General features: G+C 54.7%; 23 protein-coding genes. 17 read left to right on the top strand and 6 right to left on the bottom strand.

The window, feature by feature from the left end:
- Positions 1-30: 30 nt before the first annotated feature.
- From ACQE2I_RS10015 to moaE, 8 genes are all read left to right on the top strand, one after another.
- Entirely contained in the window at positions 31-576 is a 546-nt protein-coding gene (locus ACQE2I_RS10015) for an adenine phosphoribosyltransferase (protein WP_427027973.1), read from the top strand.
- Between the two features lie 6 nt (positions 577-582).
- Entirely contained in the window at positions 583-1,062 is a 480-nt protein-coding gene (gene gpt / locus ACQE2I_RS10010) for a xanthine phosphoribosyltransferase (RefSeq protein ID WP_427027972.1), read from the top strand.
- A 2-nt stretch (positions 1,063-1,064) separates the two neighbouring features.
- Positions 1,065-1,748: a uracil-DNA glycosylase gene (gene ung / locus ACQE2I_RS10005; RefSeq protein WP_427027971.1), complete on the top strand. Its 684-nt coding sequence runs from the start codon at positions 1,065-1,067 to the stop codon at positions 1,746-1,748.
- A 90-nt stretch (positions 1,749-1,838) separates the two neighbouring features.
- Positions 1,839-2,468 carry a uracil phosphoribosyltransferase gene (upp, locus tag ACQE2I_RS10000; RefSeq protein ID WP_427027970.1) on the top strand — a complete coding sequence of 210 codons (630 nt, stop codon included), beginning with the start codon at positions 1,839-1,841 and terminating at the stop codon, positions 2,466-2,468.
- An 85-nt stretch (positions 2,469-2,553) separates the two neighbouring features.
- Positions 2,554-3,786 (top strand): uracil-xanthine permease family protein, encoded by a 1,233-nt coding sequence (locus ACQE2I_RS09995; RefSeq protein ID WP_427027969.1) that lies wholly within the window; start codon positions 2,554-2,556, stop codon positions 3,784-3,786.
- A 71-nt stretch (positions 3,787-3,857) separates the two neighbouring features.
- On the top strand, positions 3,858-4,439 hold the full coding sequence (gene mobB / locus ACQE2I_RS09990) for a molybdopterin-guanine dinucleotide biosynthesis protein B (RefSeq protein ID WP_427027968.1): 582 nt from the start codon (positions 3,858-3,860) through the stop codon (positions 4,437-4,439).
- 4 nt (positions 4,440-4,443) lie between these two features.
- Complete coding sequence (gene moaC, locus ACQE2I_RS09985) at positions 4,444-5,241, top strand: cyclic pyranopterin monophosphate synthase MoaC (RefSeq protein WP_427027967.1); 798 nt, start codon at positions 4,444-4,446, stop codon at positions 5,239-5,241.
- 14 nt (positions 5,242-5,255) lie between these two features.
- Positions 5,256-5,717: a molybdopterin synthase catalytic subunit MoaE gene (gene moaE / locus ACQE2I_RS09980; RefSeq protein ID WP_427031433.1), complete on the top strand. Its 462-nt coding sequence runs from the start codon at positions 5,256-5,258 to the stop codon at positions 5,715-5,717.
- Here the strand turns inward: moaE and ACQE2I_RS09975 are convergent.
- The gene (locus ACQE2I_RS09975; RefSeq protein WP_427031432.1) at positions 5,707-7,317 is read right to left on the bottom strand and encodes a ribonuclease J; all 1,611 of its coding nucleotides are present in this window, start codon (positions 7,315-7,317) and stop codon (positions 5,707-5,709) included. The two genes, moaE and ACQE2I_RS09975, sit on opposite strands and share 11 nt — an antisense overlap.
- A 296-nt stretch (positions 7,318-7,613) precedes the next feature.
- On the opposite strand from ACQE2I_RS09975, the gene purU reads away from it, so the two are divergent.
- Together purU and ACQE2I_RS09965 are read left to right on the top strand one after the other, a co-directional pair.
- The gene (gene purU / locus ACQE2I_RS09970) at positions 7,614-8,468 is read left to right on the top strand and encodes a formyltetrahydrofolate deformylase (protein WP_427027966.1); all 855 of its coding nucleotides are present in this window, start codon (positions 7,614-7,616) and stop codon (positions 8,466-8,468) included.
- A gap of 24 nt (positions 8,469-8,492) precedes the next feature.
- Positions 8,493-9,164: an energy-coupling factor ABC transporter permease gene (locus tag ACQE2I_RS09965; protein ID WP_427027965.1), complete on the top strand. Its 672-nt coding sequence runs from the start codon at positions 8,493-8,495 to the stop codon at positions 9,162-9,164.
- A gap of 10 nt (positions 9,165-9,174) precedes the next feature.
- On the opposite strand, the gene lexA is transcribed toward ACQE2I_RS09965, so the two are convergent.
- On the bottom strand, positions 9,175-9,852 hold the full coding sequence (lexA, locus tag ACQE2I_RS09960; RefSeq protein ID WP_427027964.1) for a transcriptional repressor LexA: 678 nt from the start codon (positions 9,850-9,852) through the stop codon (positions 9,175-9,177).
- A gap of 282 nt (positions 9,853-10,134) precedes the next feature.
- Between lexA and ACQE2I_RS09955 the strand changes: the two genes are divergently transcribed.
- From ACQE2I_RS09955 to ACQE2I_RS09940, 4 genes are all read left to right on the top strand, one after another.
- Complete coding sequence (locus tag ACQE2I_RS09955) at positions 10,135-10,818, top strand: TetR/AcrR family transcriptional regulator (protein WP_427027963.1); 684 nt, start codon at positions 10,135-10,137, stop codon at positions 10,816-10,818.
- Entirely contained in the window at positions 10,805-11,341 is a 537-nt protein-coding gene (locus ACQE2I_RS09950; RefSeq protein WP_427027962.1) for a L,D-transpeptidase family protein, read from the top strand. The genes ACQE2I_RS09955 and ACQE2I_RS09950 overlap by 14 nt, the downstream gene beginning before the upstream one ends.
- 84 nt (positions 11,342-11,425) lie before the next feature.
- Positions 11,426-12,457 (top strand): beta-N-acetylhexosaminidase, encoded by a 1,032-nt coding sequence (gene nagZ, locus ACQE2I_RS09945; protein ID WP_427027961.1) that lies wholly within the window; start codon positions 11,426-11,428, stop codon positions 12,455-12,457.
- 49 nt (positions 12,458-12,506) lie between these two features.
- Entirely contained in the window at positions 12,507-13,085 is a 579-nt protein-coding gene (locus ACQE2I_RS09940; protein ID WP_427027960.1) for a hypoxanthine-guanine phosphoribosyltransferase, read from the top strand.
- A gap of 31 nt (positions 13,086-13,116) precedes the next feature.
- Here ACQE2I_RS09940 and ppsR read toward each other — a convergent pair whose 3' ends face one another.
- On the bottom strand, positions 13,117-13,950 hold the full coding sequence (gene ppsR, locus ACQE2I_RS09935; RefSeq protein WP_427027959.1) for a posphoenolpyruvate synthetase regulatory kinase/phosphorylase PpsR: 834 nt from the start codon (positions 13,948-13,950) through the stop codon (positions 13,117-13,119).
- A gap of 272 nt (positions 13,951-14,222) precedes the next feature.
- On the opposite strand from ppsR, the gene ppsA reads away from it, so the two are divergent.
- Entirely contained in the window at positions 14,223-16,598 is a 2,376-nt protein-coding gene (ppsA, locus tag ACQE2I_RS09930; RefSeq protein ID WP_427031430.1) for a phosphoenolpyruvate synthase, read from the top strand.
- 182 nt (positions 16,599-16,780) lie between these two features.
- Positions 16,781-18,571 carry a gamma-glutamyltransferase gene (gene ggt, locus ACQE2I_RS09925; protein ID WP_427031429.1) on the top strand — a complete coding sequence of 597 codons (1,791 nt, stop codon included), beginning with the start codon at positions 16,781-16,783 and terminating at the stop codon, positions 18,569-18,571.
- A gap of 9 nt (positions 18,572-18,580) precedes the next feature.
- Here the strand turns inward: ggt and ACQE2I_RS09920 are convergent, their stop codons facing one another.
- The 3 genes from ACQE2I_RS09920 to acnB all read right to left on the bottom strand — a co-directional run bounded on the left by ACQE2I_RS09920 (position 18,581) and on the right by acnB (position 23,851).
- Positions 18,581-20,524, bottom strand: coding sequence for a glycerophosphodiester phosphodiesterase family protein (locus ACQE2I_RS09920; protein WP_427031426.1), 1,944 nt, complete (start codon positions 20,522-20,524; stop codon positions 18,581-18,583).
- A gap of 41 nt (positions 20,525-20,565) precedes the next feature.
- Positions 20,566-21,060, bottom strand: a complete 495-nt coding sequence (gene rraA / locus ACQE2I_RS09915) for a ribonuclease E activity regulator RraA (RefSeq protein ID WP_427027958.1) — start codon at positions 21,058-21,060, stop codon at positions 20,566-20,568.
- Positions 21,061-21,247: 187 nt separating this feature from the next.
- The gene (gene acnB, locus ACQE2I_RS09910) at positions 21,248-23,851 is read right to left on the bottom strand and encodes a bifunctional aconitate hydratase 2/2-methylisocitrate dehydratase (RefSeq protein WP_427027957.1); all 2,604 of its coding nucleotides are present in this window, start codon (positions 23,849-23,851) and stop codon (positions 21,248-21,250) included.
- 558 nt (positions 23,852-24,409) lie between these two features.
- On the opposite strand from acnB, the gene ACQE2I_RS09905 reads away from it, so the two are divergent.
- Positions 24,410-25,156, top strand: a complete 747-nt coding sequence (locus tag ACQE2I_RS09905) for a tRNA-(ms[2]io[6]A)-hydroxylase (protein ID WP_427031425.1) — start codon at positions 24,410-24,412, stop codon at positions 25,154-25,156.
- The last annotated feature ends 23 nt before the right edge of the window (positions 25,157-25,179 follow it).

Here is a 25,179-nt window from a genome sequence, read left to right as displayed (position 1 = left end):
ACCCCTTTTTATTACTCAATGAGAGACGCGATGAGCATCTACGGCGATTACATTAAGTCCGTTATTCGCACGGTTCCAGACTGGCCTGAGCAGGGCGTGAATTTCCGTGATATCACCCCTTTGCTGCAAAATAGCGCTGCCTTTCGCAAGCTGATTGATAGCTTCGTACACCGCTACCAGGAGATGGACCTAGATGCCATCGCGGCTATTGACGCGCGGGGGTTTATCATTGGCGCGCCGTTGGCTTATGAGTTGGGATGTAGCTTTGTGCCAGTACGTAAGAAAGGTAAGCTGCCCTTCAAAACTATCAGCGAAACTTACACCCTGGAGTATGGGCATTCTGAGGTTGAGCTGCACTCCGACGCTTTCCAGAAGGATGACCGCATTTTGCTGATGGATGACTTAATTGCCACCGGCGGTACCATGCTGGCAGCGGCTAATCTTATTCAGCGCAGCGGTGGTCAAGTCGTCGAAACGGCCACCATTATCGAGCTACCTGAGCTAGGCGGTTCTCAGCGAATCCGCGATGCTGGCTACAGCGTGTTTGCCGTTTGTTCTTTCACTGAAGACGAGTAACTCCCCATGAGCAGCGACCGTTACCACCAACACTTCACTGTCTCCTGGGATCAGTTGCACCGCGATGTGCGCACCCTTTGCCACCAAATGATTGAGCGCGACTTTAAAGGCATCGTAGCGATTACCCGTGGCGGATTAATTCCCGCTGCGCTGATTGCCCGGGAGCTCAACATCCGGTTGATTGATACGGTATGCATTAAAAGCTATGACCATATGGACCAAGGCGGCCTGGATATTATGAAAGGCGTTGATCATGACGGCAACGGCTGGCTGCTGGTCGATGACTTAGTAGATACCGGCAAAACGGCGCGGGCAGTGCGCAAAATGCTACCTAAAGCTCACTTTGTGACTATCTATGCCAAGCCGGATGGTCGTCCGTTGGTGGATCAATATCTTACGGAAGTCGCTCAGCAGTGCTGGATCCAGTTTCCCTGGGACATGGGCGTTGCCTACGTTGAGCCGCTTGTTGATCAAATAAAGAGGTAGTGATGGCCAACCCACTTCCGGAAGGCTGGAGTCAGTGGCTGGGTAATGAGTTTCAGGCTGACTATATGCTGTCGCTAAAAGCGTTTTTGGTGCAGCAAAAAGCAGCCCAAAAAATTATTTATCCGCACTCCTCAGAGTGGTTTCGTGCCTTTGAGCTGACGCCGCTGAGCGAAGTGAAGGTGGTCATTCTAGGGCAGGACCCTTATCACGGTCCGAATCAAGCCCACGGCCTGTGCTTTTCCGTGCAACCCGGCGTTCCCGTACCGCCGTCGCTGGTCAATATTTATAAAGAGTTGGCCACCGATGTCGGCTTTACGCCTGTACGTCACGGCCATTTGCAAGCATGGGCAAAGCAAGGCGTGCTGTTACTAAACACATCACTGACCGTTGAGCAGGGCAATGCGGCGTCGCATCGGGGAAAAGGATGGGAGCCGTTCACTGACCGCGCAATTGAAACCGTCAGCCAACACGCGCCGCCGTGTGTGTTTCTATTATGGGGGAATCATGCCCGCCAGAAGAAAGCGTTAATCGACCAGCGGCGCCACCTTATACTTGAAGCCCCACACCCTTCACCGCTCTCCGCGCACCGGGGGTTTTTTGGCACCCGGCATTTTTCGCAAGCCAATCAATTTCTGCAAGCCCAGGGGCGAACAGCTATCGACTGGCAATTACCAGAAACCCCTTAACCTGGTACGTGGTTGCGGGTAGAATGTGCGCAATTTTCACCTAGCGCTATATCCGAGATTGCCATTTAGCCCCTGCAGTGAGGAAGTCCCATGAGTGTTTACGCTATTAACCATCCGCTTGTTCAACATAAGCTGGGACTGCTGCGTGAAGTTGGTTTGAGCACCAAAAGCTTTCGCGAGCTGGCTGGTGAAGTCGCTAAGCTGTTGACCTATGAAGCCACCAAAGGCCTGGAGCTGGAGGATTATAAAATCCAAGGGTGGAACGGTGAGTTGATTGCAACGCGGCGGCTGAAGGGTAAAAAAGTGACTATCGTGCCGATCCTGCGTGCGGGGCTCGGCATGCTGGAGGGCGTAACCGATCTGATTCCCAGTGCACGGATAAGTGTCGTTGGGCTCTATCGTGACGAAGAGACGCTCCAGCCGGTGCCTTATTTCACCAAGTTTGCCAACGATATTGAAGAGCGCATGGCGATTGTGATTGATCCGATGCTGGCCACCGGCGGCTCAATGCTTGCTACGCTCGACATGCTGCGTGAGCGCGGCTGTGAAAGCATGAAGGTAATTGTGTTAGTGGCGGCCCCTGAAGGAATTAAGCGGGTGCAGGAAGCTTACCCCGATGTCGAAATTTATACCGCATCAGTCGATGATCGGCTTGATGAGAATGGCTATATCGTCCCCGGGCTAGGCGATGCCGGAGATAAGATTTTCGGAACGCGCTAAGCGTCCTTACATAGATTGCCCCTTACGCCTAGCGTCAGGGGCATTTTTTTGCTCCCTTAATAACCCCAAGTCCTAGGAGTTCCCGATGCATGAAGCTGCCAGCCAGGCTGAGTCTTGGCCAAAAGTACTGCTAACCGGTGCACAAATGCTATTTGTGGCGTTTGGCGCCTTGGTCTTAGTCCCACTTTTGACCGGGCTAGACCCCAGCGTTGCGCTGTTTACGGCCGGAGTAGGAACGCTGGTGTTTCATGGGGTTACCAAGCAGAGCGTGCCGGTATTTTTGGCTTCATCGTTTGCTTTTATTGCCCCTATTCAAGGCTCAGTAGCGAGCTTTGGGGTATCGGCTACCATGGGTGGGCTAATGGCGGCGGGGCTGGTCTATGTGGCGATCTCCCAGGCCGTGCGCTTAAAAGGTACTGCTTGGCTGCACCGCCTGCTGCCTGCCGTAGTAGTGGGGCCGGTGATTATGGTGATTGGTCTGGCGCTGGCGCCGGTGGCGGTTAGCATGGCGACCGGCGAAACCAGCGACAACATCGGCTATGGTGTGGCGATTTTTCTCTCGATGACCAGTTTGTTGGTGACGCTAGTGCTGGCGGTATTTGGCCGCGGGCTACTTCGCCTGGTGCCCATTATCGGCGGCATTTTCACCGGCTATTTTTTAGCGCTGCTGATGGGTGTCGTCGACTTTAGTCCGGTACGTGAAGCCGCGTGGCTATCGATACCCAACTTTACCGCACCCAGTTTTCACTGGGCCGCTATTCTGTTTATGATTCCAGTGGCTATCGCCCCGGCGGTTGAGCACATTGGTGATATGGTGGCGATTGGCTCGGTAACCCGCAAAAATTACCTGGAAAAGCCCGGCCTTCACCGCACCCTGTTGGGCGATGGGTTGGCGACTAGTGTGGCGGCCCTATTTGGTGGCCCGCCGAACACCACCTATTCAGAGGTGACCGGCGCGGTAACCCTTACCCGAGCGTTTAATCCCAAGTACATGATCGTTGCCGCGATTATCGCCATCATATTGGCGTTTGTGTCTAAGCTTGGCGCGCTGCTGCAGACTATTCCCGGCCCGGTCATGGGTGGCATTATGACGCTATTGTTTGGCTCCATTGCGGTGGTCGGTATGAACACCCTGGTGCGTGCAGGGCAGTCGCTGACGGCACCGCGCAATTTAGTGGTGGTCTCACTAATATTGGTGTTCGGGATTGGCGGCATGCAGTTTGGCGGTGGCCAGTTTACCCTGCAAGGCGTTAGTCTTGCTGCCTTGGTGGGGATTGTCTTGAACTGGCTATTACCCCAGGAGCGAGAGGGCGAGTGAGGCCTTTATCCGTAATTCAGTTCAGATCGTTTGGGCGCTAGTGTTTAGTGGTACACAGGAGGCTCGATAGCATGACTAACGAACTAACCATGTCTTTTCCCGTGTTGGGCATTGCTGCCTGGAGCGGCACGGGCAAAACGACGCTGCTAGAGAAACTGCTGCCGCAACTCCGTGAATTTGGCTTAAAAGTGGCGGTGATCAAGCATGCTCACCACGCATTTGATGTCGACCAGCCGGGCAAAGATAGTTACAAGTTGCGCAGTGCCGGGGCCGCGCCGGTGCTGGTAGCCTCCCGTCAGCGGTTTGCGCTAATGCAGGAAACCCCCGGCCAGGACGAGCCTGATTTAGCCCAGTTAATTGCTATGATGGCGCCTCACGCCCCCGATTTGGTGATTGTCGAAGGCTTCAAAGCTTGGCCGATTCCCAAGCTTGTGCTGTACCGCGATGGTATTGGCGATGCGGCAATTTTAACCGATCGATGGGTTGAGGCAGCCGCACTTAGCGCGCCACCACCTATCGAGCTAGCGGATTCGGTGACTCAGTTAAATCTAGACGATAGTCAAGCGATTGCCCGATGGGTAGTGGCCTGGATAAGCGCTACACACAATACGGTGTCTTTTTTAGATACGATGTCTTCAAAACAGCAATGGTGACAACATGCATCTAACCCACCTCAATACGCGTGGCGAAGCCAATATGGTGGATGTCGGCGATAAACAAGAAACTCGTCGTGAAGCCGTCGCTTCGGGGTGTATTGTGATGCAGCCGGAAACGCTGAAATTACTTGGCGACGGTGAATTGCCCAAGGGGGATGTGCTGGCTACCGCGCGTATCGCCGGTATTCAGGCGGCCAAGCGCACCCATGAGTTGATTCCTCTTTGTCACTCCCTGGCACTATCAAAAGTGTCGGTTGAGTTCGAGATCGATTTTGCCAACACCTGCGTTTACGTGACGTCACTGTGCCGCTTGAACGGCCGTACCGGGGTTGAAATGGAGGCGCTAACGGCTGTCTCTGTGGCCTGTTTAACGCTTTACGATATGTGTAAAGCGGTCGACAAAAATATGCATATTGAGGCCATTCAGCTCGATAGTAAGCAGGGTGGCCAGCGCGGCGATTACCAGCGCATAAACGCACAGGCGCCGATTGTTACAGGCGCTGGCATGGTGGGGGAGGTCAGCTTGGGCGAACGCTGCCCATCGCCCTGCGTACGGGTTAAGTTTTTAGCCGAACTGCGCGAGCGGGTAGGTGAGAGCGAGGCGGTAGTCAGTCTTGATCAGCTGGCTAGCCGCGATATTAGCGGATTGAAAGCGGCGCTGGTCGAGCGCGATGAGCGATTTAAACAACTCACCGACCAGCGTACGTTATGCGCCATCAACCAAGTGATGGCAAACGATGATGCACTGGTGACCGACGATGACGAAGTGGCGTTTTTCCCGCCGGTTACAGGGGGCTAAGTGTGGCTATTAAGATGGATATCAAGGTAGCAATTCAAGCAGCACCTTTCTCTATGGACGACGGCTATGACGATATATTGACTGGCCGCAGCGATATTGGTGCAGTGGTGAGTTTTACCGGGCTGGTGCGCGATTTTAATGAAACGCCCGATGTCACTGGGTTAACGCTGGAACACTATCCCGGCATGACCGAGCGCACTTTGTCAGAGATTGGTGAGCAGGCCTGCCAGCGCTGGTCGCTGCAGGCCGTACGCATTATTCATCGAGTAGGCTACTTGCAGCCGGGCGACCCTATTGTGCGGGTGCTAGTGGCCAGTGCTCACCGTCGGGAGGCGTTTGAAGCCTGTGATTTTATTATGGATTATCTCAAAACCCAGGCGCCTTTCTGGAAGAAAGAGCACTCTGCACAAGGCGAATACTGGGTCAAAGAGCGCCACTCCGACCAACAGGACGCGGCGCGCTGGGCTAACGATTAATTGTGCTATCTAGGTCGGCAAGTTCCGGCATCTCGGCGGCCATAATCTGCAGATGTACGTCGGGCAGATGCTGCATATGGTCTGCTAGCCAGTGAACTAAGCGGGACTGCAATGCCTGGCGCAAGTCGGCAAGCGTCTCTGCGGCAATCTCCTCAAGCTGATCATCCAGCCAATCGCTAAAGCTATCTTCATCCAGCGGGCTGGCACCTGAGGCATCCAGCATCAAGCGGCCAATACGTGCCCAGCCAGTGGCAGTCGCGGTCACCGGCAGCGCAAGGTACAAGCTGCCGCGACGGGCTTTATTGGCATCGTTCACCTCTAAGCCAGGGTGGGGCACCACGCTATTTTGGCTGACAATGCAGGGAGGCTGCGGATAGCGCGCCTCACAGCGCAGCCCGTGGCTATCAAAACTGATCAGATCGCCATTCACTGGCGTCAGTGGTGCGTTAATGCCCAGCTGCTTGGCGATGGCCTGATGAGCCTGCTGGTGGCGTGCTTCGCCGTGTACAGGCATCAGGTGTTTTGGTTGAACCCACTGATAGAGCTTGATTAGCTCATCCTGAGCAGGATGCCCTGTGGCGTGTAATTCAGGGTGATTGAACTCGTCATAGATGCTGACACCTAAGTGCGTCAAACGCTTTTTAAGCTGCTCAATGGGTCGCTCATTGCCGGGGATAGCTTTGGCCGAGAAGATGACGTTATCGCCTGGCTGAAGGTCTACATAGGGGTGACGGCCCTGGGCTAGGCGCTGTAGCGCGGCGCGTGGCTCTCCCTGGCTGCCGGTGGCGATAATCACCACTTCATCCGGGGGTAGGTAGCCCAGGTCGTGATTGGGCACCAGCGGCGGTAAATCATCCATATAGCCGAGCCCCCGCGCGACGCTGACCATGCGCTCCATAGAGCGTCCCATCAAGCTGATACGACGGCCGCATCGATGTGCCGCGCGTCCTATGGCTAATACCCGGGCAAGATTGCTGGCAAAACAGGAGATCACCACGCGGCCCTGACATTTGGCGAGGGTTTTTGCCAGCGCCCGGGCGACATCCCCTTCGCTGCCTGAGTGACCGGGCATAGGAGCGTTGGTGGAATCGCCCACTACCAAGTCAACCGGCGCAAGCGCCTTAAAGTGAGCCGCGTTGATCGGCGTACCGATAATCGGTTCAGGATCGAGTTTCCAGTCCCCGGTATGCAAGACGCGGTAGCCACCGGCCATCATTATCAATGCACAGCTTTCTGGGATCGAATGGGTTAACAGCAAATAGCGCAGCGTGAACGGCCCGCTTTCCAGCGCCTCGCCAGGTTCGATAACCTGGATAGCTGCACTGCTAAGCTGATGCTCGGCAAACTTTATCCGCAACAGGCCCGCCGCCAGCGGGGTGGCATAAATGGGGCAGTTCCACATCGGCCAGAGCCAGGCTGCCGCACCAATGTGGTCTTCATGACCATGGGTGATAAAGAGCGCTTTGGGCACGATCCCCAGTGCTTTCGGCGTATCGAGATTAGGTACCTGCAGTGGCGAGTTGGGAAGATCCTGGCGGATCATCATGCCGCAATCGATGGCAATCCAGTGATCGTCATAGCCGTAAAGCGTTAGATTCATTCCAATCTCACCGCTTCCTCCCAGCGGCAGTATGCGCAGCGGAGGACGACGACGGGGACGAATTTGAACGCGTGGTGAATGCATCTGTTATGAAAAGCCTAAAAAGTAATGCTTTAACTATACGGGAAGGCAGGGGCGGCTAACAATCATCCTTGGCCTTCCGATACACTATGCAACTTGGACGCTATGCAACTTAGCTAACTTCCTAAGCCGCTGGTGCGTCATGCGGTTTGTTACGTTGGTTTGTTATGTTGGTTTTTTATTAGTCAGGTCGAAATAGGTCAAAAGCAGCTCTTATGTCTCATTATTATCGTTTAGTGGTTTCCTGTCCTGACCGGGTGGGTATTGTTGCACGGGTCTCGAGCTTTATTGCCCAGCAGGGCGGCTCCATCACTGAAGCTAGCCAGCACTCCGATTTAGAAACCGGCTGCTTTTTTATGCGCTACGAAATTCTGGCGGATTCGGTAGGTATGTCGGTGGAGGCTTTGCGGGCAGCATTTGAACCGGTAGCCAGCGAATTCAATATGCAATGGTCACTGGTGGATACCCAGCAGCGTCGGCGCGTTGTGTTGATGGTCTCGCGGGAGTCACACTGCTTGGTCGATCTACTTTATCGCTGGCAGGCGGGTGAGCTGGATTGCGATATCGTCGGAGTAATCTCCAATCATGACGATATGCGTTCACTGACCGAGTGGTACGGCATTGTTTACCACCATGTGCCGGTAGACCCCGACAATAAGCAAGCGTCGTTTGCTAAGGTCCAAGCCGAAATCGACAGCGCGCGCGCCGACTGCGTGGTACTGGCGCGCTATATGCAAATCCTGCCTCCCGAGCTGTGCGCGCGCTATGCAGGGCGAGTGATCAATATTCACCACAGCTTTTTGCCCTCTTTTGCCGGGGCAAAACCCTACCACCAGGCTTACCAGCGGGGCGTTAAGTTGATTGGTGCTACCTGCCACTATGTGACCGAGGAGCTCGACGCAGGCCCCATCATCGAACAGGATATTCATCGTGTTAGCCACTGTCATACGCCCACTGACTTAGTCCGTTTTGGTCGTGACGTCGAAAAAGCAGTGCTCGCTCGTGGTCTCCGCTGGCATTTGGAAGATCGCGTGCTGGTGCACGGTAATAAAACGGTAGTTTTTAGCTAACGCTTGATAAACAGCGAGGCTGTCATGTCTTTTGCGCAAAGCGTACTGGCGCCCTGGGCGCTGCTGCTCACTTGGCTACTCTCGTTAGCAGTGATCGCATGGGTGCTTTGGGGGCGACCCTGGAAAGTGTTGATAGCGGATTCGGCGCTTCAGCACCGCTGGTTAGGCGCTACGCTGGCGGTGGTGCTGATGTGGCAACTGCGCGCTCAGGCGGTTGATTGGCTGACCTTGCACCTTGTTTTCACAGTATTAATGACCTTGGTCTTTAAGGTGCCGCTGGCGTTGATCAGTAACCTGCTGATTAACGTGGCGATGGTGGTCATCGGCCGCAATGAATGGCTGCTGCTGGGGGCTAATGTACTGGTGACCGGGATTGTGCCTGCGGCGATTATTGGCGCGGTATGGCGGCTGGTCGATCGCCGCCTACCGGATAATTTGATGGTGTTTCTGTTCACCTGCGGCTTTTTTGGCACGGCCTTAGCCACGTTGGGGGCGGGGCTTGCAGTCGTGCTGCTGATCATCGTCGCGGGGACTGACCCTGAAGCGGTTTATCTGGCCCAAGAGTATGCGCGCTTCTTGCCGCTGCTAATGCCTTCTGAGGCGTTTATCACCGGTATGCTACTGAGTATTCTGCTGGTCTATCACCCAAACTGGGTGGCCACCTTCAATGACCACCGCTATATCGACCTGCAGTAGGGGCCGACTGCTAGCCGAGTGCCTGACCGTTGCCGCCACGAATCACACCAACGCCGACGCCTTCGATATCGAGCGACTGGGAGCGCAGATCGATTTCAATCGGTGCAAAGTCAGGGTTCTCGGCAAACAGCGTCACTTGGTGCCCCTGACGTTTGAAGCGCTTAACCGTTACTTCATCATCTAGGCGTGCTACCACAATCTGGCCATCGCGTACGCGCTCGGTGCGATGCACTGCCAGTAAATCGCCCTCTAAAATGCCAATATCCTTCATCGAAAGACCCCGCACGCGCAGCAGATAATCGGCCTTCGGAGTGAAATATTCGGCGGGCAACGGGCAATAACGGTCAATATGCTCAGCGGCTAAAATAGGGCTGCCAGCCGCCACTTCGCCAATGACCGGTAAGCCAGTCGGCAGTGTTTCAATATTGGCGGGTAAGGCCGTAACGGAGGCGTCCAGAGCTTCTTGCGGCTCTTGATTAGGCAGGCGGATACCGCGTGAAGTATTGCGAATAATGCGAATAACGCCTTTACGCTCCAGTGCGCGCAGGTGCTCTTCAGCGGCGTTCGGCGAGCGAAAACCAAGCGCCTTGGCGATTTCTGCGCGAGTAGGAGGGTAGCCAAGTTCGCCCATTGTCTTAACGATAAAATCAAATACGTGCTGTTGGCGAGCGGTTAGCGGACGCGACATACCAGACTCCATAAATAGTGAATAGACAGTAACAAATTAAATGACGACTTAATCTACGGGTGGTTAAGTATACAGTATGTTCCTCTGTCCAGTATATGGCCTGTCAATACCCTCTGTAGTGCCCCGCTAATTTTTCTAATTGTTTAATACCCTAATTGTTTAATACTAAGCTTCTCCTTATGAAAGGCATCACCTTGTGTGAGTAAATCAAGCGTTGAGCCTGCCCGGGTTATGGAATAGTATTTTATAATGTTTTAAACACCCGTTTCCCTGGAGGGCGACATGGCACAATCTGATACGGTAACCCGTATACTCGATACCGCCGAAGTGCTGTTTGCAGAGCGTGGTTTTGCCGAAACGTCGCTGCGTAATATCACTAGCAAGGCGCGCGTCAACTTAGCTGCAGTGAATTACCACTTCGGCTCTAAGAAGGCGTTGATCCAAGCTGTTTTTTCTCGCTACCTGGATCCCTTTACCCAGCGCTTTCATACCGCGCTTGATGAGCTAGAAGCTCAGCAAGCAGGGCGTGTTATTCCACTTGAAACACTGCTAGAAACCATGGCCACGACGGTTCTTGCAGTGCCTGCCGAGCGCAACAGTTTAAAAGTGTTTATGCGCTTGCTGGGCCTGGCTTACAGCCAGGCCCAGGGGCATCTCAGGCGCTATATTCAACAAGAGTATGGCGATGTGTTTACCCGTTTTACTGAACTTGTCCGCCAGGCCACCCCCGACTTGCCTGACGCCGAACGCTTTTGGCGGCTACACTTTATGCTCGGCACGGTGATATTTACGCTCTCCGGCCTTGATGCACTGCGTGATATTGCGGAAAAGGACTACCACGAGCAGGTCACCGTGCGTGATTTGGTCAAGCGGCTGCTGCCGGTAGTCGTGGCTGCTATGAATGCGCCGTTACCTCTGGCCCTTGAAGAAGCCAAGTCAGAAGAAGGAAAACATGCAAACGCCTAGGCTAGCTGAACTACCCCCTACCGGGAGCATCTGGCTGGAGATTGACACCACCCAGCAACGGTTGCGCTGTTGGCGAGGGCCGAAAGTGCTGCACGAGTGTGCGATATCTACAGGTGCGGCGGGTATTGGCGAGCGTAATGGCAGCGGCAAAACGCCCCACGGCTGGCACTATATACGCGCGGCTATTGGCGGAGATAAGCCGGAAAACGCGGTGTTTCGTGGCCGCCGTTGGACAGGCGAAGTGTTTTCGAATGCGCTTGCCGAGACGCATCCTGAGCGCGACTGGATTTTGACTCGTATCCTATGGCTGTGTGGTTTGGAGAAAGGCGTCAACCGTGGGGGGCAGGTTGACTCCCAGCGGCGCTATATTTACCTGCACGGCACGCCTGCCGACCAGCCCATGGGTTTAGCCGCTTCTCACGGCTGTATTCGTTTACGCAACAGCGATTTGCTGTATATCTTCTCAATAGCGCTGCCGGGTACCGCCGTTTGGCTGCACGGTGGTCGGCAATCCTTTGACTGACTTCAACAGCGGTGATTCGACTCAGATTTTGACACCGCTAGACGATCGTCTAGAATCATCGCCCCTTTTAATGGATCTATCACAATGACTCAACCGTTAGGCCCGGTCATGCTTGACCTTGAAGGCCCAGAATTGACGGCTGCAGAAAAACGCTTGTTGCTAGAACCGGCGGTGGGGGGCGTTATTCTCTTTGCCCGCAATGTCGAGAATGGCTATCAGGTGCGCCAGCTGTGCAGTGATATTCGCCGCGTGCGGGCTGATTTACTGCTTGCTGTGGATCAGGAGGGCGGTCGCGTCCAACGCATTAAAGAGGGCTTAACACGTCTGCCTGCCATGGCCCGTATCGGCGAGTGCTATCGCGCTACTCCTGAAGATGGTCTGGCGTTAGCCAAAGATGCCGGATGGGTGTTGGGGATGGAGATGGCCGCCTGTGGGTTGGATCTGAGCTTTGCCCCGGTGTTGGATGTTGAGAGCGGTCTATCCAGCGTTATTGGTGACCGTAGTTTTAGCAGTGATCCCCAGCATGTAGCGCAGTTGGGTAGTGCGTTTATCCAAGGGCTTCACGATGCTGGCATGGCTGCTGTGGGCAAGCACTTCCCTGGCCATGGTGGGGTTGCGGCGGATTCCCACGTTGCGCTCCCAGTCGATGACCGCCCCCTAGAGGTGATTAAACAGCACGATCTTTTGCCCTTTACCCAGTTAGCCGCGCAGTTGGATGGGGTCATGCCTGCGCACGTTATTTACCCCGCTTTTGATACGCGCCCAGCAGGATTCTCACCTAACTGGCTGGGCATGCTAAGGGAGTCGCTAGGCTTCAAAGGCTGTATCTTCTCTGATGATCTAAGTATGGCGGGCGCCCACGAAGCGGGTGAGCCCAAGGCGCGCGCCCAGGCAGCATTAGCAGCAGGCTGCGATATGCTGCTGGTGTGTAATGACCGCGCTGCTGCGCTGGACGTCATGCAAGCGTGCCAAGGGATTAATACCAAGCGGCCTGCCAAACTGCGCTATAGCCGTGCGCGGCCAGACCTGGATGCACTCAGTGCGCTGGGCCGCTGGCGGCGTGCCCACGCCAAGTTGGAAGCGCTAGCTAATAAGCCCAAGCCCAGCGCTGAGTAAGTCCTTTACTTAAATAAATGAAGCCGTTAACCCGCCTTGGAGTTGGTAGATGTCAAAGCTGGATAAAGATGCCTTAGCGTCGCGGGACTCGATGCGTGAACTGATGGATAACGCCGACTGCTTAATTTCGCAGCCAGAGGTAGAGCGGGCGCTTGATCGCATGGCGGCAGCGATCACCCGAGATTTAGGCGATAAACTGCCGGTTTTTTACTGCGTGATGAATGGCGGCTTGATTACCACCGGGCACCTGCTAACCCGCTTGGGCTTTCCGCTGGAAGTGGACTACCTGCATGCCACGCGGTACCGCAATGAGCTGCGCGGCGGCGAGCTGTTTTGGCGCGTTTCCCCGGAAGTGCCGATGGCCGGACGTCATGTGGTTATCGTCGACGATATTTTGGATGAGGGCGCGACCCTGGCGGCGATTTTGGCTTACTGCGAAGAAGCCCAGGCCGCCAGCGTCACGACAGCGGTGCTGGTGGATAAACAGCACAATCGCAAAGCAGTGCCTGGTTTAAAAGCCGACTACTGTAGTCTGGAAGTTGCCGACCGCTACGTGTTTGGCTTCGGCATGGATTACAAAGGTTATTGGCGCAACGCGCCGGGGATTTTTGCCCCCAAAGGCATGTAATCCGCTGAGGGCTTGTCGTGGTTATTGCGGCTTAGCGGGGCGAGAAGCGCCTCGCTAAGCCGGTTTCGGCAATCATACGGGTAGAAATTTCCTCGACAGAAAAACGCGTCGCATCGATAAATGGTATGTGCATGGTGCGGTAGAGTGACTCTGCCTGCTCTACTTCTTGCAGGCACTGATCCATCGAGCTATAGCGGCTATTGGGGCGTCTCTCGTTGCGAATCGCCGATAAGCGTCGCGCATCGATGGTTAAGCCAAACAGCTTTTGCTGATGGGGCGCGAGCGCCTTGGGCAGCTTGAGCATGCCATCTTCGTCTAAATCGTCTTCCGTCAGCGGGTAGTTAGCCGCCCGAATGCCAAACTGCAGCGCCAAATAGAGCGAGGTAGGTGTTTTGCCACAGCGCGAGACGCCGACCAGAATAATATCGGCTTTATCGTATTGGTGGGTGCGTGCACCGTCATCATTATCCAGCGCGAAGTGCACGGAGTGGATGCGATCCATATAGACGTCATCGCTGCCAATCGAGTGAGTGCGACCCACGCTGTAGGATGAGTGCGTCTCTAGCTCCTGCTCTAAGGGCTCGAGGAAGGTTGAAAAAATATCGACTTTAAACCCGGATGCCTGACGAATGGCGCCGCGAATCTGTTGATCCACGATGGTGTCAATAATAATCGGACGGTGGCCGTCGCGGTTGGCCGTTGACTCAATAATCGCGGCTAACGCCTGAGCTTTCTCCAGCGTATCGATATAAGGCTTGGTCTGCATATCGATCTCAACATCGCTGAACTGGGCCAGCAAGCTACGCCCTAAACTTTCCGCCGTGATGCCGGTACCATCTGAAATAAAAAAAGCCGTACGTTTCATAACGCAATCCATTGGTGAGTGATCTGCCTATTGTGTGCCGGGCCGGTTGCCTGCACAACGTGTCATCGGCTGCTATGACAGCGCCGAATGTGCCTGACTACATAAATAGCCTAAAACGCACCGCTGTTGTAAAAATCCTCCACTCTCTTCGCTATTAGACCAATGGCGAATATATCGGCGCGGTGCTAGGGTAGCTCAGTGAATTATCCATGGCCCACGGCATTAATGCCCATATCAGCGGCCATGCCGATATCTATGAGCGAGGGGGTTACGTGGAAGAGTACATTCTGTGGTTCGATCAGCTGGGCATGGCGGACGTCGAACGCGTAGGTGGTAAAAACGCCTCGCTGGGTGAGATGATTTCTAACCTGTCCGGTGCTGGCGTAACGGTTCCCGGCGGTTTTGCCACTACCGCCCACGCTTACCGTGAATTTCTCTCCCACGAAGGGTTGAACGAGCGCATTAATGCCACCCTGGCTCGCCTGGATGTCGACGATGTTAAGGCGCTGGCCGAGGCAGGCCGCAATATTCGCCAGTGGATCATCGATACGCCGCTGCCGCCTACTTTTGAAGCGGCCCTGCGCGATGCGTATGGCCAGCTGCAGCAACAGCATCCGCAGTTAAAAGTAGCCGTGCGTAGCTCAGCCACTGCCGAAGATCTACCCGACGCTTCCTTCGCGGGCCAGCAGGAAACATTTCTTAATATTGAAGGCTTCGACAATATTAAGCGCGCTGTGCACGAAGTCTTTGCCTCGCTATTTAATGATCGCGCGATCTCTTACCGCGTACACCGCGGCTACGCCCATGAGAATGTCGCTTTGTCCGCAGGCGTGCAGAAGATGGTGCGCTCAGAAACCGGCGCGGCAGGCGTTATGTTTACCCTGGATACCGAATCCGGCTTTAAAGAGGCCGTTTTTGTCACCGCCTCGTGGGGCTTGGGCGAAACCGTGGTGCAGGGCGCCGTCAACCCTGACGAATTCTACGTGCATAAACCGACCCTGGCGGCGGGCCGCCCGGCGGTGCTGCGCCGTAACTTAGGTTCCAAACTGATCAAGATGGTTTACGGCCAGGATGCCAGCGCGGGTAAGTCGGTGGAAACCGTCGATGTGCCGCATCAGGATCGAAGCCGTTTCTGCCTTAATGATCAGCAAGTGATGGATCTGGCCCGCCAGGCGATGACCATTGAGCAGCACTACCAGCGGCCCATGGATATTGAATGGGCGTTAGATGGCGATGACGGCGAGCTGTATATCGTTCAGGCGCGTCCTGAAACGGTGGTCTCCCAGCAGGAGGGCGGTAAGCTTGAGCGCTTCCAACTGCGTGAAAAGGGACGCACGCTGCTTACCGGGCGGGCGATTGGCCAGCGCATTGGGCGTGGCACCGTGAAAGTCGTACTCAGCCCTGACGACATGGATAAGATCCATGATGGCGATATCCTGGTCACCGATATGACCGACCCAGATTGGGAGCCGATCATGAAGCGGGCTTCCGCAATCGTCACCAATCGCGGTGGGCGTACCTGTCACGCGGCGATCATCGCCCGTGAGCTGGGCATCCCCGCAGTGGTCGGCTGTGGCGATGCCACTACCCAGTTAAAAGAGGGCATCGACGTCACGGTCTCGTGCGCGGAAGGCGACACCGGCAATGTTTATGAAGGGCTGCTGGAGTTTGACTGCAAAGTCTCCAGTGTTGATGCAATGCCGGAAATTCCCTTCAAAATCATGATGAATGTGGGCAACCCCGATCGCGCTTTTGGCTTTGCCAGTTTGCCCCACGCAGGCGTGGGCTTAGCGCGACTCGAATTTATCATCAACCGCATGATCGGCGTCCATCCCAAAGCGCTATTGGAGTACGACACGCTGCCAGTAGACTTGCAGCAAGTGATCGATTTACGTACGGCGGGTTACACCGACCCAGTCAATTTCTATGTCGATAAACTGGTTGAAGGTATCTCTACGTTGGCGGCGGCGTTCCACCCCCAACGTGTCATCGTGCGGCTGTCAGACTTCAAGTCAAACGAATACGAAAACCTGATCGGCGGCAAGCTCTATGAGCCGGGCGAAGAGAATCCCATGCTGGGCTTCCGCGGCGCATCACGCTACATTTCAGAGGCATTTCGGCCCTGCTTTGAGCTTGAGTGCCGGGCGCTAAAGCGGGTGCGCGAAGAGATGGGCTTCGAGAATATCGAAATCATGGTGCCTTTTGTGCGTACCACCGATGAAGCACGTGAGGTGGTAGAGCTGCTGGCCGCGAACGGCCTGGAGCGCGGCGGCCCAACCGGGTTAAAAGTGATTATGATGTGCGAGCTGCCCGCCAACGCTTTGCTTGCCGACGAGTTCCTGGAGTACTTTGACGGGTTCTCCATCGGCTCAAACGACCTGACCCAGTTAACGTTAGGTTTGGATCGTGACTCCGGAATTGTGGCCCACCTGTTTGACGAACGGAATGGAGCGGTCAAAAAGCTCCTAGCTATGGCGATTCAAGCCTGTAAAGCCAAGGGTAAATATGTGGGTATTTGTGGCCAGGGGCCTTCTGACCACCCCGATTTGGCAAAATGGCTGATGGAGCAGGGCATCGATTCGGTGTCGCTCAACCCCGATGCGGTACTGGAAACGTGGTTCATGCTGGCGGGCCAAAAAATCGAGTAGTCACATGAATAGTTAAGTAGGTACATTAATCGTTAATAGTAGTCGCGTTCATTTCTGCGCTAGTTTTCGCCCGGCCATTGTGCCGGGCGTTGCTGTTTTTATAGGCTACTCTGTTGTAGTTGGCTTTATAGTTTTAAAATAAGCAGGTTCTGATGTTCCACGAGTCGCGGGAGAATGCTGTGATGTCCCCAAAACGGGTTAAGTTTGTGCTGCCAGGTTTGCTGGTTTTACCGCTTTATAGTTGGGGGTTTAGCTATGAGGCGCCCTCTATTTCCCCTGAGAGTGAGTCGGGCTATGAAGACAAGCCCGGTTGGTCGGCCGAGTCGTTTGCCGTAGCTGCGGCCAATCCGCTGGCGACCGATGCGGGTTATCAGGTGCTCAAAGCCGGTGGTAATGCCATCGATGCCGCGATAGCGGTACAGATGGTGCTGAATTTGGTTGAGCCGCAATCCAGCGGTATTGGTGGTGGGGCATTTTTGATGCACTACGACGGCGAAGATATTCGCGCCTATGATGGTCGTGAAACTGCGCCGCAAGGCGTCAACGGTGAGCTATTTCTGGAAAATGGCGAACCTCTGGCGTTTAACGACGCAGTCGCGAGCGGCCTTTCGGTAGGCGTGCCAGGCACGCTGCGGATGCTTGAAAAAGCCCACGCTGAGCACGGTGAGTTAGCCTGGGAAGAGCTGTTTACACCGGCAATTACCTTGGCGGAAGAGGGCTTTGTGGTCAGTAATCGGTTGCATACCAGCCTTGCCAGTGATGAGTTTCTGCCGCAAGACGCTTTGGCGAGCGGCTTTTATTACCATGCAGATGGCGAGCCCATTGCCGTGGGTGAAACGCTCAAAAACCCGGCCTTGGCAGAAGTTTTCCGTCGCGTGGCAACGCAAGGTAGTGCCGCTCTGTATGAAGGCGCAGTGGCAGAAGATATTGTCCAGCGGGTTCAGAATCACCCTGAGCGCCCAGGCAGTTTAACGCTTGAGGATATGAACGGTTACGAGGCGCTTGATCGTGAGCCGATTTGCACTCCCTGGCAGCAATGGGAAGTGTGCGGCTTCCCGCCGCCTTCTTCGGGGCATCTCACCGTAATGCAGATATTGGGTATGCTTGACCAGCAGCCGCTGCTTGAAGCTCCGTTAGATAATGGCGTTTCAAGCAGCGGGTGGTTGCACCAGTTTTTAGAGGCTTCACGTTTGGCGTTTGCTGATCGAGGTCGCTACATCGCTGATCCCGACTTTGTCGAGGCACCCGGCGGTGACTGGTCGTTGATGCTGGCACCTGAATATTTAGAGCAGCGTAGTGCCCTGATTGAAGAGATGAGCATGGGCGATAGTGCTGAACCGGGCAATCCTGGGGAGTTGGCTGTCAGTTGGGCTAGCCAGCCAGAGCAGCCTGAGTACGGCACCAGTCATATCAGTATTATTGATGAGGATGGTAACTCGGTCGCCATGACCACTACCATCGAGCAGGCATTTGGTTCGCGGATTCTTTCGGATGGGGGAACAGGTCTAGCCGGTGGCTTCTTGCTTAATAACGAGCTAACCGATTTCTCATTTGAGCCTGAAGTGGATGGCGAACCGGTCGCTAACCGAGTAGAGCCCGGCAAGCGTCCACGTTCCAGCATGAGCCCGACGCTGGTATTCGATCAGGCAAGCGGTGAGTTAGTGGCGAGCTTGGGGTCACCCGGTGGAGCGGCGATTATTCACTACACCGCGCGTACGCTTTTAGCGCTGCGTGATTGGGGGCTGAGTGCTCAGGAGGCGTTGAATCTTCCCCATGCGATTACGCTTGGCGGTGATGTCTATGTGGAGGAGGGGCGTTTCCCTGAGGCGACTATCGAGTCGCTGCGCGAGCGCGGTCACGCGGTCAGCGAACGTGAGCTGACCAGCGGACTCCAGGCTATTATGCGTCTTGAAGATGACAGCCTGTTTGGTGGCGCCGACCCACGTCGCGAGGGTGTTGTCATGGGCGATTAAGCTGGCGTTCTATTGGCGCAGCCAGTTGCGCAGTTTTACCAGCATTAACGCACCGTCGCTTAACTCGCGGCGGTCTTGAATAAGCGCTGTTAAACGGTCTGGGTAGTCGGTGATAATCGCATCGACACCCAGATCGATAAGCGTCGACATTCGGGTGCGATCATTGACGGTCCAGGCGTGTATCTCATAACCATATAGGCGCGCTAAGCGTACTTCCCCTTCGCTGATGCGGTTATGCCGTAGCCCTAATGCCGCAAAATCACGCCGGTTTAATGTGCCTGGTAAAATTAGTTGGGCTAGTAACGTAACGCGCAGCTCTGGCACCTGGTGATGAAGATATTCCAGCAGAGATGGCGACATCGTGGCCATACGCATGTCCATTAGCGCATTAGGGAAACCGCACGCTGTATAGCCGTCGAAAGCGCTTTGTTGGGTCGCCCAGCAGCGATAGCGCACATCGCTCTCTGCATTTAAGGTATCAATAACGGCATTGGCCAAGGCCTGTTCTTGACCTGGCAGTGGCTTGATATCAATCATTAATCCCGCTTTGCCACGGACTCTTTCGAGTGCTTCGTCCAAGCCGGGAATATTCTCGCCTTGAAAAGCATCGCCAAACCAACTGCCCACATCGAATTGACTAAGCTGTTCTCTGGTCAGTTCGCCAAACTCGCGGTTATCGCCGGTTAGCCTCGCCATACTGCGGTCGTGGTAGAGCATTACCTGCTGGTCACTGCTCAAGCGCACGTCAATTTCGATATAGTCAGCGCCATCGATCAGCGACTGTTCTAACGCGGAAAGGGTGTTTTCAGGCGCGACCATGGAGCTGCCGCGGTGGGCAATAACCGCGACGTTGTCATGTATCTCAAAGCTGTTGAGTATCCACCAAGCCTGAAGGCCAGCGAAAATAAGCACGCTGAGCTCCACCACCCAGGCGAGTCGACCGGCGTTAGTGTCTGCAGGCGGCGCCGCTGGCCGAGGCTCGCGGTGGGCCAGCTGCATATACAGGCAGGCGGAAAGCAGCGCATTGGCGGCAATACCGATAAAGGTAATGGCCAGGGTGACCAGGACATAGCCGAGTAAGTAGGCGAGCATCGCCGGGATAAGCACGGCATTATGCTCAGGTAGCCACCACAGTAGCGGCGTAAATAGCCGGTCAAACAGCAGCGTCACCAGCAGCGGCAGGCTGATAATCAGCACCAGGAGGAGCAGCACCGCAGCGCCAATAGAGCGGCGCCAGCCACGGGTGAGGGTGACGCTACGCTTGAGTGCCTGCCACGGGCTGCAGCGTTCCAGCGCCACTAGAGGCAGCGCCAGCAGCCAGCGCAAATAGAGCCATGACGCTGCCCATGCCCAGGCGATAACCAGCGGCAGTGCGCAGCCAAGGAAATACCATAATGCCGGGGGGCGAACACGCTGCAGATAGTAGGGATCTATACCGCTCAGCCAGATATCGTAAAGCCATGCGAGCCCGACCATAAAGGGGGCCAGCAGTAATAAGTGGGTGCCTACCTGGAGTATAACCAGGCCCGCCAGAGCAGGCAGCCGTCGGGTACTCAGCCAGAGTGCTTCGAGGGCTAGCCGATAGTGGTTGTCGCGGGGCCTGACGGCTACCTGCAGCATGCCAGCTTGCTGCCAATAAATAATCACAAAAGTGAACCCGAGCCCTACCAGCATGCCGACCAATCCCAGCGGGCTGAAGAGTAGCCCGATCAACTCATCATTGGTGACCACGGTGCGGTTGAGCTGGGCCAGCAGTCCACGCGTCACCCAGGTGATCGCTGGCAGCAGTAAGGCTGAGGCGAGCAGGGTAAAAAATAAGTGGTAGGCGATCAGTGGGCGAAGATGATCGCGTAACGTGCGCAGTAAGGCAGAGCCAAGGTAGGTCAAAGGCTGCATCGTCATGAAACGGTAAGAATGAGCCACCAGGGTGGCAGTAACCACCACACCTGGCAAGAGGCTCTGGTAAGACAAGCTTGTTTAAAACATTGTCGTTATTAAGAAAGCGGCAACTCATGCTCCGCAACAATCATGCCGTTGTTATCTGCGTACAGCCACTGGCCGGGCTGCAGCGTGACACCGGCAAAGGTGACGTCGATATCACGCTGCCCTTCGCCGTATTTTTCACTTTTGCGCGGATGGCTGCCGATTGCTTGAACGCCGAGCGGTAGGGTGGCGAGTATGTCCACATCGCGCACGCAGCCGTACATAACAACGCCTGCCCAGCCGTTCGCGACGGCTTGCTCTGCCAACATGTCGCCGAGCATGGCGCAGCGGTGCGAACCTCCTGCGTCAACCACCAGTACTGCGCCATTTCCCTGTTCGGCAACCGCTTGTTTTACCAAGGAGTTATCTTCAAAACACTTGATGGTGCGGAGAGGGCCATAAAAAGCATCAAGTCCGCCGAAATTGGCAAACATTGGGTCTAGAACAGCGACTTCTGGGTGTGCATCGCAAAGATCAGGTGTCACTATTTTAATCGGGTTTGGCATCACGCGCTCCTTATGTGAACGGCTATTGGCTGTATTATTAGCTAACCGAGTCGGGCAAAAAAACGCCCCGCCCTGAAAAACAGTGGCGGGGCGTTCGGTCATCGACTCAGAACAGATGACGTGTCAAATGTTCTGCGATGTTGCGAGCATCGGCGATGGGGCGGCCTTCTCAAGAGCAGAACTAGCGTTAGGCTTCTTGAGTGACCGGAATCACGTTTGAGGCGATTTTCTGATACTCCTCAATTTCGTGAAAATTCATGTAACGATAAATCTCGCCCGCCATAGCGTCAAACTCTCCCATATAGCGCTGGTACTCTTCAACGCTGGGCAGACGTCCTTCTACTGCGGCAACGGCCGCTAGTTCTGCAGAGGCGAGATACACATTGGCACCGTCGCCAAGGCGGTTCGGGAAGTTACGTGTAGATGTGGACACCACGGTGCTTTTGGCAGCAACGCGGGCCTGGTTACCCATACATAGTGAACAACCCGGCATTTCCATACGGGCACCGGCACGGCCGTAAATGCCGTAGTAGCCCTCTTCGGTCAGCTGGTGCTGATCCATTTTCGTCGGTGGTGCCAGCCATAACCGGGTTTTCAAACTACCGGCAGGCTGCTTCTCAAGCAGTTTGCCCGCAGCCCGGAAGTGGCCGATGTTTGTCATGCATGAACCGATAAACACTTCGTCGATTTTCTGGCCTGCCACATCAGACAGCAGGCGGGCATCGTCTGGGTCATTCGGCGCACATAGAACCGGCTCTTTAATTTCAGCCAGGTCAATTTCGATAATTTCGGTGTACTCGGCATCTTGGTCGGCACGCATCAGACTAGGGTCGGCCAACCACGCTTGCATACCTTCAATACGGCGGCTAATAGTGCGCTCATCGCCATAACCGTTAGCCATCATCCACTTCAGCAGGGTGATGTTGGACTTCAGGTATTCGCTAACGCTGTCTTCTGAAAGCGTAATGGTACAGCCGGCGGCCGAGCGCTCGGCGGACGCGTCAGAAAGCTCAAACGCTTGCTCGACGGTCAGGTCTTCCAAGCCTTCAATTTCCAACACGCGGCCTGAGAAGGCGTTTTGCTTGTTGGATTTATCAACGGTCAGCAGACCTTGCTTGATCGCGTAGAGCGGAATCGCGTGAACCAAGTCGCGTAGCGTTACGCCGGGCTGGCGCTTGCCTTTAAAGCGCACCAGTACCGATTCCGGCATGTCCAACGGCATAACGCCGGTGGCAGCGGCGAACGCTACTAGACCTGAACCGGCCGGGAAAGAGATGCCCAGCGGGAAGCGGGTATGCGAGTCACCGCCAGTGCCAACCGTATCAGGCAGCAGCATACGGTTGAGCCAGCTGTGGATGATGCCGTCACCAGGACGCAACGAAACACCGCCGCGGTTCATGATGAAGTCGGGCAGGGTGTGGTGGGTGTCCACGTCGACCGGCTTCGGGTAGGCAGCGGTATGGCAGAAAGACTGCATCACCAAATCGGCTTGAAAGCCTAGACATGCCAAGTCTTTCAACTCATCACGCGTCATGGGGCCGGTGGTGTCTTGCGAACCGACGGTGGTCATTTTGGGTTCGCAGTACATACCTGGGCGCACGCCGTCCAAGCCACAGGCTTTACCGACCATTTTCTGAGCCAGCGTAAATCCTTTGCCGGTATCTTTGGGTTGGTCGGGTAGACGGAATACGTCAGAGGTCGGTAGGCCTAGCGATTCACGTGCCTTGCCGGTCAGGCCGCGGCCAATGATTAGCGGAATACGGCCGCCAGCGCGTACTTCATCCAGAATCAGCTGCGTTTTGAGCTCGAAAGTGGTGATGACGTCATCGGTTGCGTGTTGGCAAACTTTACCTGCGTAGGGGTAAACGTCGATGACGTCGCCCATGTTCAGGTTAGCGACGTCCATTTCTACTGGCAGAGCGCCAGAGTCTTCCATGGTGTTGAAGAAGATAGGGGCAATTTTACTGCCAAAGCAGAAACCACCCGCGCGCTTGTTGGGCGCGTAGGGGATATCGTCGCCAAAGAACCATAGCACGGAGTTAGTGGCTGACTTACGCGATGAGCCTGTGCCCACTACGTCACCAACGTAAACGACCGGGAAGCCTTTGGCCTTAACGTCTTCGATCTGTTTAAGCGGCCCCGTTGTGCCTGGTACGACGGGGTCAATACCGTCGCGCTCGTTTTTAAGCATGGCATTAGCGTGAAGCGGGATGTCCGGGCGTGACCAGGCATCCGGTGCTGGCGATAAGTCATCGGTATTGGTTTCACCCGGCACTTTAAAGACGCTCAGGGTGATTTTTTCGGCCAGTGCTGGCTTGGAGAGGAACCACTCGGCGTCTGCCCAGGACTGAATTACTTCTTTGGCAACGCTATTACCGTTTCTGGCGCGCGTTTCCACATCGTGGAAGGCGTCAAACATCAGCAGCGTGTGCTTGAGCTGTTCACCCGCTTCACGAGCAAGCTCTTCATTATCGAGGAGCTCAACCATGGAGACGATGTTATAACCACCCTGCATGGTGCCGAGTAGCTTAACGGCGTGAATCTTGTCGATCAGCGGAGAGCTCGCTTCACCCTTAGCAATCGCGGTTAGAAAACCTGCTTTTACATAGGCGGCTTCATCAACGCCTGGCGGAACCCGGTTGGTGATTAAATCGAGAATAAACTCCTCTTCACCGGCCGGGGGCGTCTTGAGTAGTTCAACAACTGACGCTACTTGCTCGGCGGTTAAAGGCTTGGGCGGGACGCCCTCAGCGGCACGTTCCTCGACATGTTGGCAATAAGCTTCAAGCACGTTGGGGCCCTCTCATTTATGTTCTCATTTACTTTATGGTGACGCCCACACATTGCACGGTGTTGGCCGCGCAGCATTACAAAGTGGAACCGGTCACATATGGCATACGCTTGACAACAGCGTGTGATTGATTAGCGGAGATTCTACGCCAAACTGTCGACAATGTTAAGCTGGCAAGCAGAGACCTGCCTTGTACTTTATGTTGATGCTGAGATCTAAACGAATCAAAAAAGAGCTTTTTATTAACTTATTGCGGTAAAAATATGAAATTTTTTGCCTGTTTGGTAGCTAACCAAAGGCTAGGCGGGTGTGATTGTGGTTACAGCGCGTTACCATACCCTCAGCTTATAACCTTAAAGCATCCTGCTTGTAGTGCTTATGTGCACGTGTTGAAGGCGCATGTGTGAGCGTGTAAAAAATGTGTGGAGCATTTTTAAGCGTAAGCCTACATTAGCAATAGGTGGTGCAATTTATAAAGAATCGCATGCAACAGGGAACTAGGCTCCTCGTGTGCTTGAATGTTGTACAACAGTGAGATACAAGGTCGGTGGCGGTGATATGTCGATACAACCTGTTTCATCAGAAGCTAGTTCATTAAAAACTGGTTCATTAAAAAATAATCCATCAGGAGCTGGTTCATCAGAAACGAGTGCATTACCAACCAGCCCGTTAACAACGGCCAGGCACACGCTAAAAACTGATGACTTACTGCCGGAAAGTTTGCACCAGTTTTTGGCTTGTGCAACGCCTGAAGCGTGGTTGCAGTGGGCGTTGGAGAACCCTGAAACGCTGTTGATAGACCATGCACAGTGTGAAAAAAAAGCCGCATCAACGGCTATGAGCTTGCTCTATCGCTACGTAGACCAGCCGCTATTGTTGAGCAAAATGTCTCAATTAGCGCGCGAAGAGCTGCTGCATTTTGAGCAGGTGGTTGCCCTGATGGTGTCACGTGGTGTGGCCTATCAGCATTTAACAGCCTCTCGCTACGCCGAAGGGCTCAGACGCCACCTGCGCAGTAATGACCCCGAACGGCTAATTGATGTGCTAATCATTGGTGCTCTCATTGAAGCGCGTAGCTGTGAACGCTTCGCTTGCTTAATCCCTTATTTAGACGAAGAACTCGCTAGGTTTTATCGCACATTAGTGAAGTCCGAAGGTCGTCATTTTGAGGACTATTTGTTGCTGGCACGCCAGCAAACAGCTGACTCGATTGATGAGCGGATCGCTTTTTTTGTGGCGCGTGAAGCGGAGCTGATTACTTCGCCCGATACGGCTTTTCGTTTTCATAGCGGTGTACCAGCTTAAGCCGCTTAGCTCGGCAGGATGTT

It is taken from the genome of Halomonas sp. H2 (assembly GCF_050215315.1).
GTDB lineage: Bacteria > Pseudomonadota > Gammaproteobacteria > Pseudomonadales > Halomonadaceae > Vreelandella.
This window is presented reverse-complemented; position numbering and strand designations above follow the sequence as displayed.